At 67.0% G+C, this 12,969-nt stretch carries 9 protein-coding genes; 4 read left to right on the top strand and 5 right to left on the bottom strand.

Features of this window, described 5'->3' with window-relative positions:
- Nucleotides 1-23 precede the first annotated feature (23 nt).
- A complete protein-coding gene (locus FMP39_RS10970) occupies nt 24-581 on the bottom strand; it encodes a hypothetical protein (protein ID WP_141589861.1) in 558 nt (185 codons plus the stop codon).
- Nucleotides 582-886: 305 nt separating this feature from the next.
- Between FMP39_RS10970 and FMP39_RS10965 the strand changes: the two genes are divergently transcribed.
- Complete coding sequence (locus FMP39_RS10965) at nt 887-1,798, top strand: serine protease (RefSeq protein WP_228557873.1); 912 nt, start codon at nt 887-889, stop codon at nt 1,796-1,798.
- 121 nt (nt 1,799-1,919) lie between these two features.
- Here FMP39_RS10965 and FMP39_RS10960 read toward each other — a convergent pair whose 3' ends face one another.
- The 4 genes from FMP39_RS10960 to FMP39_RS10945 form a co-directional block, all read right to left on the bottom strand.
- Entirely contained in the window at nt 1,920-2,618 is a 699-nt protein-coding gene (locus FMP39_RS10960; RefSeq protein WP_090490707.1) for a LysM domain-containing protein, read from the bottom strand.
- A 169-nt stretch (nt 2,619-2,787) separates the two neighbouring features.
- Nucleotides 2,788-5,721, bottom strand: a complete 2,934-nt coding sequence (locus FMP39_RS10955; RefSeq protein ID WP_228557872.1) for a helicase-related protein — start codon at nt 5,719-5,721, stop codon at nt 2,788-2,790.
- Nucleotides 5,708-7,903 carry a phospholipase D family protein gene (locus FMP39_RS10950; RefSeq protein WP_228557871.1) on the bottom strand — a complete coding sequence of 732 codons (2,196 nt, stop codon included), beginning with the start codon at nt 7,901-7,903 and terminating at the stop codon, nt 5,708-5,710. The genes FMP39_RS10955 and FMP39_RS10950 overlap by 14 nt, the downstream gene beginning before the upstream one ends.
- Nucleotides 7,900-9,285 carry a hypothetical protein gene (locus FMP39_RS10945; RefSeq protein WP_228557870.1) on the bottom strand — a complete coding sequence of 462 codons (1,386 nt, stop codon included), beginning with the start codon at nt 9,283-9,285 and terminating at the stop codon, nt 7,900-7,902. The genes FMP39_RS10950 and FMP39_RS10945 overlap by 4 nt, the downstream gene beginning before the upstream one ends.
- A gap of 422 nt (nt 9,286-9,707) precedes the next feature.
- Between FMP39_RS10945 and FMP39_RS10940 the strand changes: the two genes are divergently transcribed.
- Genes FMP39_RS10940 through FMP39_RS10930 form a run of 3 tightly spaced genes read left to right on the top strand, consistent with a single transcriptional unit; the run spans nt 9,708 to nt 12,916 of the window.
- Nucleotides 9,708-10,328, top strand: a complete 621-nt coding sequence (locus FMP39_RS10940) for a DUF6624 domain-containing protein (RefSeq protein WP_141589858.1) — start codon at nt 9,708-9,710, stop codon at nt 10,326-10,328.
- An 11-nt stretch (nt 10,329-10,339) separates the two neighbouring features.
- Entirely contained in the window at nt 10,340-11,584 is a 1,245-nt protein-coding gene (locus FMP39_RS10935) for a hypothetical protein (protein ID WP_228557868.1), read from the top strand.
- Nucleotides 11,585-11,587: 3 nt separating this feature from the next.
- Nucleotides 11,588-12,916 carry a cupin domain-containing protein gene (locus tag FMP39_RS10930; RefSeq protein WP_141589856.1) on the top strand — a complete coding sequence of 443 codons (1,329 nt, stop codon included), beginning with the start codon at nt 11,588-11,590 and terminating at the stop codon, nt 12,914-12,916.
- The last annotated feature ends 53 nt before the right edge of the window (nt 12,917-12,969 follow it).

The following is a 12,969-nucleotide window of genomic DNA, read 5'->3' as shown; positions in this document are numbered from 1 at the left end:
ACGCCGCCGGGTTGACGGCTGCCTCAGCGGACGGTGATGGCCGCCCGGGCAGTGCGCAGGAGCTCGGTGAGCTCGACACGCGCCTGCGCCTTCGCCGCCGGGTCTTTCTCGTCCTGACCTCGCTGCGCCACCAGCGCCGTCACCATGGCGCCCGCGGCGGCCTTGGCGCGGGCCCAGGGATTCGTCTCCGCGTCCACTTCGTGCGTCGTCACCGCGGCCCAGACTTCACACAGGTGGCTGGCCGCGTCCGCGAACGCGGCGACGGCGGGCTTCTGTTCGAGGATGGACGCATTGCGCAGGTCCCCCAACGCCCCCGCGATGACATGCCCCTGACGATAGGCCTCACCGTGGGCCTGGGCGAAGAGGTCCGCGGCGGCGGCGGCGCCCTCCACACGCGTCGCGGCCAGCCGCAGCCACTCCGCACAAATCTGGAAGGCCGTGGGCTCGGGGAACCGCGCTGTCAGCCAGCCCAACAAGGGATAGAGGTACTCGGAGCGCTGCCAGGCCTCGTCCACGGAGCCGCAGGCCAGGCCCGACTTCTGGAACATGCCGAGCAGGAACGCATCAGGGGATTCACGCATCGCGGCGCCCACTCTCCCCTCGCGGTGGCCCTGGGACAACCCCGAACGTCGCGCGACTGCGCGCCCGTGGGCTCGGCCATCTCCCCACGAAGCGCATGTTTGCGCCGATGTCCCCGCGCCTGTGCCCCGCGACGAACAAGGTTCACGAAGGTGCGGCTGACGCGTCAAGCGCTTCCACTTGACGTGTCATGACCCGAACCGAGCCTGCTGTTGCGCGGACAAGTACGTGAATCGATTGGGCAGCAATCCGGCATGTGGATTGCTGACGGCCTCCGCACTTGAAACGGGAGGTTGCATTGCGATTCATGAGCGGAGTGGTCGTCGCGGTCGGTCTGCTGGGGTGCGGTGGTCCGGAGGTGGAGCGAGAGCCGTTCGATACGATCAGCCAGATGGACCAGGAGATTGTGGGAGGATTCGAGGCTCGGCCTCACTCCTTCCCATGGATTGTCAGCTTGCAGCAGGGCAACAGCCACTTCTGTGGTGGCGCCCTCGTGCGGGTCGGTCTCAAGGAAGAGACCGATATCGTCCTCACCGCTGCCCATTGTTTCTACTACGGTTCGTCCAACGTCACCGCGGTCGCAGGGGCTCATAACCTGAACAGTCCCACCGCGGCACAAGCCACAGCCCGGGTGGTGAGGGCGGTCCTTCACCCGCAATACAATCCGGACACGACGATGAACGACATCGCCGTTCTCAAGCTCGACCGGCCCATCAAGTTCGACCAGGCCGTTGCCGGTGCCTGCGGTCAGTCATCCACCATGCGACCCAATCTGGCCCAGCAGTACGCATCTGGAGGCCACCGCGCACCTGTCTGCCTCCCTGCCAGCGGGGAGAAGGTTCCAGACAACACGATGGCGACCGTCGCGGGCTGGGGCCTGACACAGGACGGAGGGTATGACACGTCCCCCCTCTTACTGCAGGTGGGGGTCCCCACCCTCAATCACCGGGACGTGGCCAATCGCTACGGCTCCCAGGGAATCACCATCAACGAGCAGGCGATGTTCGGGGCCGGGTACAAGGATGGAGGCAAGGACTCATGCCAAGGGGACAGCGGAGGACCTCTCATCGTACCGGGGCCCCACGGGTACGTGATCCAGGGAATCGTGAGCTTCGGCGTGGGCTGCGCGAGGGCGGGGTTGCCCGGCATCTATACGCGGGTCTCCAATTACATCCCGTGGATCAACACGCAGATCCGGACCTACAGCGCCGTCAGGTAGCGGGCGCGTGAGAGGGCTCCGTCAGGCCCAGCCGCCCGTGAACTTGAATCCCGGACACGACATCGCCTCCGGTCGAATGCCCCGGAGGCGATGAGACGACAGGTTCCACCGTGCGGCGGAACTAGATGATGGGCATGAAGACCTTGAACCCGGTGCGGCCGCTGTTGGTCGTGTTGCGCTCGATGAAGTCGCTGGCGGACGAGTGGCCGTCGCCGGTGGTGATGGCCGTGTGGCCGTAGATGCTGCCCAGTCGACTGGAGGTGCTCTCCCAGGTGAGGACGAGGCCCGGAATCTTCAGCGCCTGCTCGAGCGACATGTTGACCTGCTTGAACTTGTCGCGCGGCAGGTTGTTGTCAATCTGGTTGCCGTTGCCCCAGACCTTGAAGCCGAAGGCGTTCTGGATGGCCCGGCTCACACCCGTGGCGCACAGGCCCTGGCTGTTGTACCCGCCCATGCCCAGCGCGGCCTGGCGGCCCGCCTCGGCGAGCCTGCGCATCGCGGAGGTCGCCTGGCCCGGGGCCACACCGCCGCTCCCGCTGACCTCTCCGCCGCCCGACGCACCGCCGGAGCCCCGCGGACCGCTCTTGCCCGAGTCGAAGGAATCCTTGCCGCTGTGGCCCGTGGGGCGGCCGCCAGCGCTCCCGGGGAGGCGCAGCGTGGCCCCCGCGTAGATGAGGTCTGGATTGGCGATATTGTTGATGCGCGCCAACTCCTTCACCGACGTCTTGAAGCGAGCGGCGAGCTCAGAGAGGGTGTCCCCCTTGCAAATCAGGTAGGAGGAAGGTGCTCCCCTGCGGCTCGAATTGATGGACGTGGACATTCAGGTCTCCTGGATCCCATTGTCGTCTCGGCCCTCCCGGAGTTGCGTCCGGTTTCCCAAAATCTTGGAATCCGCAGGGAAACGAGGGGCTGGAAATCGAGAAAACCCGAATAAAACCAGGAACCTGGAGGCGCTCGATTGCGATGCCGCCTCCGTACCGAAGTGAGCATCACCCGTCTGGCAGCCGTGCCTTCGCCACCGGCCCCAGCTCCACGCGGAGCGCCTGCGCGAAGGCATCTGGCAGAGGCTTCAGGGGGTCATCCGCCAGGCCGTACTCCTCGATGCGGGGCGCCGCCCCCAAGAGGAACTCCAGCCAGCGCTCCCGCAGCCGAACCGTTCGCTCCAGGCGCTCGTCGATGGTGTTGGCAATCAACGGAAGATGAACGTCCAGTGTGGTGTCCGGCTGTCGCGCGCGAAGCCGTTGGACGAGCGACCCCAGCCGGTCGACGCGACCCACGCGCTGCTCGAGCTGCGCGGGGTTCCACGCCAGGTCGTGATGAACCACCCGACGGCAGTGATGATGCAGGTCCAGCCCCTCCTGCATGACCTCGTTGGCCACGAGGACCATCGGGTACAGTGGCGTGTTGAAGGCCTCGCGAAGCCGCTCCCGGCTCTCGCCCTCCACGGTGTGGCGGACGAGCGCACCCGCGCGAACCGCATCATCGAGCACTTCGCGCCGCCGCTCCTCGTCGAGCTTCCCCGCATAGGTCAGGAAGCGCTTCAGCAATTCGAACCAGGGCCGCCCCCCAGGCGTAGTCCAGAAGCGGTCCACCACCGACAACAGCGCCCGGGACTCCACCGCCTCCACGTCAACGCCCTGCTCCTTCGCGAAGGCCAGCAGCTCCGGAAGGAAGGGGACATTGCGAGCGACGAGATAGCTGGCGAGCCGCTCGACGGTACGGACCCGCAGCTCGGGAGGTACCTCGAGCAGGGGCCCCTTGAGGTAGGACCAGAGATGCTCGCGGCGAAGCACGAGGGCCGCTTCCCCTGCGTCAATCGTCCAGGAAGGCGTCCTGTCTCCCTCCGCGGAGTCCTCGACGTCGTCGGCGACGAGGTCGAAGCCGAGCGCCACGAAGCGCGCGTCCGTCAGATGGCTCAACACCTCCGGGTCGACATCCCCCGCCAATACTCCGTCTCGCACGAAGAGGGCCACGGCCTGCTCGACACAGCGCTTGACCAGGGACCAGTCCATCCTCTCCGCTTGCGTCTTGGAAACGCGCTGCTGGCGCAGGAGGCCGTTCGCCCGCTCGATGACGAGTTCAAGGTGGGCCCCTTCCACCACGACGCCCTCCAACAGCGTACCGGTATACCGCTCTCGCAGCGCGAGGTAGAGCGCATCCTGGGCGCGGCCGAACCGATCACGCAGGCGAGAGTGATGTCCATCCACCCGCTTGCCGTCCAGCTCGTGCTCGAAGATGTCGCCGTGGCTCGCGACCGGAAACACCTTCCTCCATCGCTCCAGCAGGAGATTCTCCCACTCCGCCTCGATTCTCCGCTTCAGCTCGCGGAGCGTCTCGATGCGGGCGCAGAAGATGAGCGTCTTCTCGTCGCGGGCGACAGCCTCCAGCGCGTCCCGCACGACATGGTCCACCTTCGGGTGGCCCCCCTGCTCCACGCGCAGCTCCCCCACCACGCTCCGCAAGAGCCCGCGGTAGGCCTCGGCGTCGCCGTCCGGCAGGGCCTGCCGCTCACTGGAGAGCAGCGCCCCCTCGCGCGCTGCCCCGTAGGAGGAGACCATGTTGATCTGAACCGCCGCCTTATGAGTGCGGTTCTTCCCCCGGAAGAGCTCCGCGATGAACCGCTCGTAAAGCATGAAGGGAACGCCCTCCCCACCCTGGGCTCGCAGCCGGGAGCGGTGGCTCCTGCGGTAGACACGCTTGTCCTCCCGGAGGCTCCGAATCATCCACCGCCGGAAGCCCGGCTCGATGCGCTCCGCCTTCAGGGACAGCAATCGGCGCGCGCACAGGACCACCGCCCGCAGGGACGCATCCGCCGGCTCCTCCACGAGCTGGGGGTCCCTCGAAAACAACGCGCCGAAGTCCGAGATGACGGCCTCGTCCGCTTGTGACCAGACGCGCTCAAGCTCGCTATAGGCCTGCTTGTAGTCCCCCACGTCGTCCAACAATCGCTGGGCCTGCTCCATCAGGTCAGCGGGCGCGGACCGGGCCAGGGCGAAGAGCGAGAGCACCTGCTTCAGCTCGTCGACAGAGAGCTGAAACGGCGTGGCCGTGAGGAACAGCGCCTTGTCGAAGCGCCCCTCGAAAACAGTGCGCACCCCGGTGGCCCGCACCGAGTCCACGTTCTTCAGCTTGTGGGCCTCGTCAACGATGAGCAGGTCGAAGTCGGGGATGAGCTGCCCGACCAGGCGGAAGCGCAGGTCCATCAGCGCATCATCGACCCACCTCTGGTTCGCGAAGCCGTCGTACTCCTCGCTTTTCCAGAGCGCGTCGAGTGAGCCCTCTCCCGCGCGCTGTTTGTGTCTCTTCAACGCCTCTCGGACATGGGGCCTGATGACCGACCACTCGAAGGTATCGAGGAACGCCTGCTGCTCGACGTCCACGCGCGCCACCGCGCCGTCCCGGTAGCGACGAAAGATGGCCGCCACCTGATTGCCGGCGAGCCCCTGTGCATCCGCCCACAACGAAAGCAACCAGGCCTGGTCCGCCAGGGAGCGACTTCCCGCGAAGATGTTCACGGGCGCGATGGTGATTCGCGTCTCGCGAGCGGCCGCGACCAGCTCAGCCAGGGTGCTCGCGGTCTTGGACTGACCCGCGAAGCCCCGGTACATGGGGCGGCTGGTGTCACAGAAGGCACGCAGCTCCTTGGACCACTTCGTATTGAGGTCGGGCCCTGGAGTGAGAATCAGCGCCCGGGCATCCGGCAGCACATGCAACCGGGCCGCAAGGACGCCGAGCGCCTCATACGTCTTCCCCATTCCGACTTCATCCGCCAGCACGACTCCTGGCTGATCATCGAACAGCTCCAGCGCGCGGAGGACGGTGTCCTCCTGTCGCTCGATGTCTCGCAGGGGCACCACCGTCGACTCGGCCCGTGCATCCAGGTGCAGGAAGCTCCGCAACCACGTCCGCTCACGTCTTTCCATGGGTGCCCTCCAGCCCGTAGAAACGAACGACACCGTCCAGCCACCCGGCACCTCGCGGTCGCAGCCTCGTCAAGTCCGCGCGCAGCAGGGTCCGCAGCTCCGCGAGCAGCGTCTGCTTCGCCTCCAGATCCGCGCTCTCGGGCAACACGAGCTGCTCCAGTTCGCGAAGCAGCTCGCAGCCGTAGACCCAGATTTCGTCATCGGACACGGAATCCCGAGGCAAGTCGCGCAGCCGCTCCCAGAGCGTCCGGGCCCCCATCGGCCCCAACAACCGATAACGAAACGCGGAGACCGTCGATGCGGCGAGCAGATCCTCCTTCAGTCCCCACCAGGCCTTGAAGACGTCCGTGGGGCCAAAGCCCTCGCCAAATACGGAGTCCAGGATGGAGTCGACCCCCGCTACGCCTCGCTGCTCGCGAAGGGTCGACAACCGCTCCGCGCCCACACGCCGCGCCAACAGCGCCAGCAACTCTCGGACTCCCAGGCCCGCCAGATGGGCACTCGTGGGCAGCATCGCGAGGTCCGCGACGCGGATGGGAACGAGCCACGACTGTCCCGCCGCGCGGAACTCCAGCTCGGCTCCCGCCGCGGCCAGCTCGAAGTCGGAGAGCACCACCGGACCCGAGCCCGGCCCCACGCCCTTCGCCAGTTCCCTGTCCAGGTACCACCAGGACCAGGCCTCCAGTCCCGCTGGTCCCTGCTGACTCCAGGTGACTGTCAATGTGCGATCGGCCGCGTCATGGACGACGTCCTCGAGCCATGCCGAGAAATCGACGTCGGCCCCGGGCGCCTCCCGCTCCTCGAAGCGCACCGACTCGAAGGGCGCGCACACCAGCGAGGGCAGCATTTCCGACAAGCGCACCTCTCCGTCCAGGCAGAGCAGGACGCCCGCCTCGACGTTGCCCCCCTGCTCCACCCCACGCGAAAGCGCGGCGGCGGAGGCGTTGGCGGACCCGATGAGCGCATAGGTCAGCGTCCTGCCCGCGGTCGTCACCGTCAGCAGGAAGAGCTTGGCATGCAGGGGCCGCCGGCTCGCGCGGCCGGCAGGTGTCAGCGTCGCCGTTGGATGGAGCCAGATCTGGACCTCGTGCTCGCGGACGATGCGCTCGAGGATTCGCCTCGGCGCATGGACCGTCGGCGGCTCCACGAGCCACATCCGCCCCTCCGTGACTTCATGCTCGAATGCCTCTCGCTCGTACCGCCCAGGCCGCCCGGAACCGAGCTGGATTTCGACACGCTTCGCCGTGACGCGATTGACCCCAAAGTACTCCAGGCGTTCGATGTCCTCGCCGTCGACCGATTCGCGATAACGCGAGGCCCACAGCCGCCCTTCGCCCTCCGCGAGCACGGGCGTTCCCCCGCCATAGGGAGGGGCGAGTGGTGCGTCCTCCCATGGCACGCCGAGGTCCAGCGGCGGCGGACTCCCGGGGCGAAGCGCGAGCAACTCGGAGAGCACCGACGCGAGCCCCGTCGTGTCATCCGCGATGTCGAGGTCATCCTGTTCGAAGAACGGGGACAGGATGCCCACACGAGTGACTCGCGCATCCTCGGGGAGCGCCTCTTTCAGATGAGCGAGCATGGACGCGCTGAAGGTGTCCACGAAGAGCGCATCCGTCGGCGCCTGGCCGCTGGGAAACGGGGTGTCGGAGATTCTTGCCGCGAGCGCGGAGCGGACCAGCGTCAACTGGGTGCCCGGATGGGTCGCGAGTGCCGCGCAGCTTCTGAGGAACCTGTCTACGTTCCGTAGGAACGCCGCGTCGGCGGGGACGTCGTAGCGCAACGTGCGAGTGAAGAAGAGTTCGGCGTTCTGCTCGTGGCCCGGCCTGGTGGCATTGCCCGAGCCCACGGCGACGCGCGCCTCCCCGTCGTACAGCACCAGGATGACCTTCGGGTGGAACGTCCGCTCCCGGATGAGCTGGAGGTCATACGGCAGGCGACGGCCTCCCCGGCGGACATGGGCGTCGACGAAGCAAGCCACTGGTGTCTCGCGGAGCGCCGCACGGGCCTCCTCATGGTAGCGGACAGCCTCCTCCTCCGGGTCCCCCTGCAGGCGCAGCAATGCGCGCAGGATGCGGTCCTCGAAATAGGAAGGGTCGAATGTGTAGGAGCAGAAGACGGCTCCCAGGCAGGGTTGCTCGGAGACGAGGACCTGCTCGATGAGCCTCCGGGATTCGATCATCATGCGGCACCTTCCAGAACATCCAGCTCCCGGCTCATGGGCAGCCGTCCCAGGTCCGTCAGCAACGTGCGGACCACATCCAGCTTGAACGAGGGGAAGCGTGCCGACTCCGGACGCGCGGTGTAGGACGTGACGATGAGCACGAGCTTGCCGGCCTCGTTGCGAATCCAGCCTTCGCCGCGTCGCCGCTCGCGCTGCACATGGGAGTGATAGAGCAGCAACAGGTCTAGCGCCTCGAGTGAATCCGCCTCCACCAGCGCCTCGACCAATCGAAGAAAGGCGGCGCCATGCATGGGCAGTCGCCGGATCGCGCCGACCCGCGGCGAGGACAGCAGCGCCGCGCATGCGGCCTTCAGCGCCCCAAGCGTCTCCGCATCGAGGGCCTCGCGCCCGATGCGCTCGCGGGGAGCGACCCAACCGGCGCCATCCAGACAGGAATAGACCCGGTCGAAGGCCCCGACGAGTCCCTGCATCACCTCACCGAAGCGGCGCGCCGTCAGCAGGAGCGCCAGCAGCTCATCCGAGAGCCGTCCCAGCCGGCCCGCCAGCGCCGCGTCGAGGATGTCTCGCGGAGCAGAGACCCCGGCCTTCGATGCCGACTCGACCAACTGGCTCATCGCGAACGAGTGCGGGTCCCGTGCGTGCACGAAGAGGGCCTCGAACAACCGGTGCTGCTGGGCGGTGCGTCCGCGCTCGACTAAGGAGGTCAGACGGCTGAACCGCCCCACCTGAGCCAATGTCAACCGTCCGTGAACCCGCGCGATGCTCGTCGACTTCCTGTCCAGCGCCAGCAGCGCGTACTCCTCATATCGTCCCCGGTGTTTGTTCTCCGAGGGCTCGTCCCAGAACGCGTCGATGAGCGCCAGCGCGCCCGGGCCCGGCCGCAGGGAACCGTCGATGACGAGCCCGGAGCGCCGCAGCGGTGCCAGGTAGGCACCCAGGTTTCCCAGCTCCTGCTGACGCGAGATGAGCTGGAAGTCGAGCGGCAGGCTCGACGCACCTGAGCGCCACGCATTTCGCGCACCTCGCACGCCCCGCATGGAATCCCAATCGCCCCGAGGAAGCTGGCCCGCACGGAACTCCAGCGTGGCCAGGGCCCAGAAGCGCTCCCAGCGCTCGAAGAGCTCTCGCCGAACCTCGTCCGTCGCGGGGTAGGCATGGTGCTCGATGGCCCGCTCCACGAGCTGCAATCCATAGAGCACCATCGCGTAGGCCTGGGCCCTGCTGGAGCGCGTCGTCAGCGTGGGCAACCCCCAGAGCCCCACCTGCTGCGAGACATAGTCGAGCGCGAGCGGGTCTTCGGAGGTCAGCTCGGGATTCTCCGCGGGCGGCGCCACCCAGCAGAGGGCATCGGCGGGACTCTTCAACGGCGTGAGCGTGGGCATGCACGCGCAGGCTCGCATCTCGGCGCCGTGCTGGAAAGACAGGGGACCTACCCCCCAGGGAGTATGGCCAACGTGTCATTGGGGACCTCTCTGGCCCAATGACGCAGTGGCTCATGGCAAGGCTTCTGAAAGCCGTGTCTTGAAAATGTTCCAGCTCTCCGAGAGTCAAGGCTGCCACTATCCACAGTGAACAAACCTCATCCATCCAAAGTCACGCACCCCATCTTCGCGTTCCTGCGTGACCACGCCACCTTCGAGCAGATGCGGGAGTTCACCTGCTGGAGCACACCACGGTCGACGTGGAGCACGCCAACGAGAGCCATGCGCCCGTCTGGCACCATGCATCCTGGGGGCATGACGCACGGCATTGCCTTGCAGTCCTTCCACGGAGTGGTCGCGGCTGTCTGCTAATGTAGACGGCCATGAGCCTCGTTGAACGACTGCAGGACTCACGACGCCGTGAAGGACGCCCTTCCCATAAGGCTCCGCGAGCGGCCCGGACGTCGAGCGCCGCACCTCGCCCCACCGTCAATCGAGACCTCCGCACGCAACTGCTACGGCTGGACCGCATCGACAGCCAATTACGTTCTGCGTGGGTGGCGACGGAGTTCAAGGACCGTGCTCTTGAACACAAGCTCGATGCGCTCACCGTCGCGGGGATCGACTGGCTGCGTGAGACGATCAAGGTCCACGGCTGGCCCGGGCATCGCCTCGTGGGCCGCAGCGGAGCCGCGGCCGCCTGGCGGCTGATTCAACATGCCGACTGCTCGCTGGCCTTTCAGAAACGCTGCCTGAAGTTGCTGCGGGACGCGGCGGCACGAGGCGACGTTCCCATCCAACAGGTGGCCTACCTCACTGACGTGGTGCGCATGCGGGAGGGGAAGAAGCAGCTTTATGGAACGAAGTTCCGCAAGGTGAAGGGAGCGCTCGTCCCCTACCCCATCGAGAAAGAAGCCGGCGTCGACTTGCGCAGGAAGGAGATGAACCTGCCGTCGCTCGCCGCCTATGCGCGGAAGATTCGCCGCACATTCCAAGCTTCGTGACGGGAGCCGCCATGCACCACGCCTTCGATTGGCAGCCTTTCGTGAAGCAACACTGGGAGAAGGCACCCGCGCGCCTGGCACTGCCCGGCCCCATCCTCCCCGTCGACCAGGTCTTCCAGGCCGCGATCTCCGCCTGCGCCCCCTTCCGCCACGGGACGCGCTTCCGCGCCCTTCCCGACGCGCGCTTCTTCGTGGAGGCCGCCAGGCTCGCCGCCCCGGGAACGCTCCTCCCGGGTGAAGACGACGCGTCTCTGGAGTCGTTCTCGCGCCGCGCCTCCAAGCACCTGGGCGGCGCGTCCTTCCAGCTCCACGTCGAACAACCGTTCATGTTCGACTTCGCCCTCTGGAGCGCCTTGCGAGACTTCCTCAAGGGGCTCCTGGAGCGCGTGGGCGTCCCGGTGCTGCCCATGGCCACCGACCTGTTGCTGGGCCGCTTCTCACGAGGCCCCTACGGCATCGCGAAGCGGCCCCACCATTCGCTGGTGACGCTGGTGCTCCAGGGCCGGCTGCGCGTCCGGCTCTGGAAGAAGCTCTGGGGCTCGCCCCCCAACGAAACCGAAGACTTCGACCGCCACCTGGACAAGGCCACCACCCTGGAGGCCGGTCCCGGTGAGCTGCTCTACAGCCCCTCTCGCTACTGGCAGCTCGAAGAAGCCCAGGGGGACTGCATGGCCGTCCGGGTGTGGATTCCCGTCAAGGGGAGCCGGCCCACGGACGCGGTCAAGGACGTGCTCGTGGGGCTCCTCGAAGCGCGGCATGCGCACGATGAGCGCGTGCCCTACCACCCCTACCCCTGGCGCCGGCCGCGCAAGGGCGCACAGGCCGCCATTCCATCCGTCGAGCAGACCGCCGATACGCTCCACGCGCTGACTCGGGAGGAAGACGTCCAGCAGGTCCTGCGCCTCATCTGGGCCCGGAGGGTCAGCGCTTGCGCGCTCGAGCCCGTGCCGCCGCCGGACCAGGCCCCACCCCTGTCAGACTCCGACCGGGTGCGGAAGACGCCGACCGTGGACATCATCCGGATGAAGGACCCTTCGGGGCTGTGGATCTGGGCCGTCAACGGACATGCCTTTCCCGGCCTCAACGAGGCCGTGGGACAGCGGCTCATCAACGCACTGTCCTCGGAAGCGCCGCCTTGCGTCGGTGAGCTGTGCAAACTGGCTCGCCCCGGTCCGCAGCGAGAGGCCATTCGCGCCACGCTGGCGGCGCTCCTCCGGCTGCGCGGGATTCACGTCGTCACCGGAGCGGAGGTCTGACGGATGCCCACCTTGGAAATCGCTACGCGCTTCGACTGGGACACCTTCGTCAGGCGCTACTGGAACCAGCGCCCCGTGCTCTTCAAGGGAACGCAGGCCTCACCCTTCACCGTCGACGACGTCTTCGAGGCGTCGGCTGGCGCCACCCAGCGCTACCTGTCCCGCAGCTACGAGCCGGCGTCACGGCCCGACGTCTCCTTCACGGTGGACCGGCTGCGGCAGCTCCGCTCCCGGGAGTGGCTGCCCAGAAAGTCCGATGGCTCCCTGGACGGGTATGACGCCCGCATCGCCTCGCAACTGGGCGAGCGCCGCTATGCCCTCATCATCGCCACGCTGCACGCCTCCGGCTTCCAGCTCTGGTCACGGCAACGCGCCTTCTTCTCCGGCCTGTGGCAGCGCGTGGGCATGCCCGTGACGGGCGGCATCACCTCGCTGTTCCATGGGACCTACGAGCACAGCCCCGTGGGGGTCCACCTGGACCGCTTCACCACGTTCATGTTCGCGCTGCGCGGACGCAAGCGGATGCGCTTCTGGCGCAAGCGGCCGTGGAGCGAGGACGTCTCCACCATCCTGAACTACCAGCCCTACCTGGCGTCGTCCTTCGTCGCGGAGGTCGAGCCCGGCGACATCCTCTACTGGCCCTCCACGTACTACCACGTGGGCGAGAGCGCCGGCTCAGGCGTGGCCAGCAGCCTGAATGTCGGCATCCCCATCACCGAGCACCACGCCATCTATTCCGTGGACGACCTGCTGCGCGGGATGATCGACGAGACGTCGCTCGCCGACCAGGAGTGGAAGCAGACACGGCTCGCGCAGGTATCGGCATCGCCCCTGGCTCGCGGTGCCCTCTCGAAGAACGGTGTCCTGGCCACGGAGCTGCCCCGGGCGCTCACCGAAGCCGTGCGCGCGTTTCGCGATGTCAGCCACCCGAAAGAGGCGCGACAGCACATCCAAGCCACCTGGCTCAAGCGGTTGACTTCGGGAGGCTTCGAGCCCGTGCCGCCGCCCATGCGTGAAAAGCCATTGCGTGACTCACACCACGTGAGGGTGGACCCGAGCTTCCCCGTCCTCTTTGAACGAGACAGCGCCACACGGTGGATTTGTTCCGCCAACGGCCACGCCCTGCACGGCGCGGGTGGCGGACGCGCCATTGAAATATTCTTCCGAAAGCTGAACTCCGGCGTGGCTGTAAGCGTCGAGGAGTTGCTGAGTCCGTTTCGGACACGACGCTCTGCAAGACATGATTCAGCAGTCATTGCCGCAACGCGCGAAGGAATGCGCGGCATTCTGAAAAAACTTCACGCATTTCGCGCAATCACTCTCAGCACTTGACGCATCCGCCGTCAGCGCCCAGGCTTGGCCAGCAGTCCACATCCATCGACGGA

The sequence above is a fragment of the Myxococcus sp. AB056 genome, from assembly GCF_006547365.1.
Lineage (GTDB): Bacteria > Myxococcota > Myxococcia > Myxococcales > Myxococcaceae > Myxococcus > Myxococcus virescens.
This window is presented reverse-complemented; position numbering and strand designations above follow the sequence as displayed.

Bases quoted from the DNA above. Each gene is read 5' to 3' on its own strand.
- FMP39_RS10960 (WP_090490707.1), bottom strand. From the start codon at position 2,618: ATGTCCACGTCCATCAATTCGAGCCGCAGGGGAGCACCTTCCTCCTAC.
- FMP39_RS10940 (WP_141589858.1), top strand. From the start codon at position 9,708: ATGAGCCTCGTTGAACGACTGCAGGACTCACGACGCCGTGAAGGACGC.
- FMP39_RS10935 (WP_228557868.1), top strand. From the start codon at position 10,340: ATGCACCACGCCTTCGATTGGCAGCCTTTCGTGAAGCAACACTGGGAG.
- FMP39_RS10965 (WP_228557873.1), top strand. From the start codon at position 887: ATGAGCGGAGTGGTCGTCGCGGTCGGTCTGCTGGGGTGCGGTGGTCCG.
- FMP39_RS10970 (WP_141589861.1), bottom strand. From the start codon at position 581: ATGCGTGAATCCCCTGATGCGTTCCTGCTCGGCATGTTCCAGAAGTCG.
- FMP39_RS10945 (WP_228557870.1), bottom strand. From the start codon at position 9,285: ATGCCCACGCTCACGCCGTTGAAGAGTCCCGCCGATGCCCTCTGCTGG.
- FMP39_RS10950 (WP_228557871.1), bottom strand. From the start codon at position 7,903: ATGATGATCGAATCCCGGAGGCTCATCGAGCAGGTCCTCGTCTCCGAG.
- FMP39_RS10955 (WP_228557872.1), bottom strand. From the start codon at position 5,721: ATGGAAAGACGTGAGCGGACGTGGTTGCGGAGCTTCCTGCACCTGGAT.
- FMP39_RS10930 (WP_141589856.1), top strand. From the start codon at position 11,588: ATGCCCACCTTGGAAATCGCTACGCGCTTCGACTGGGACACCTTCGTC.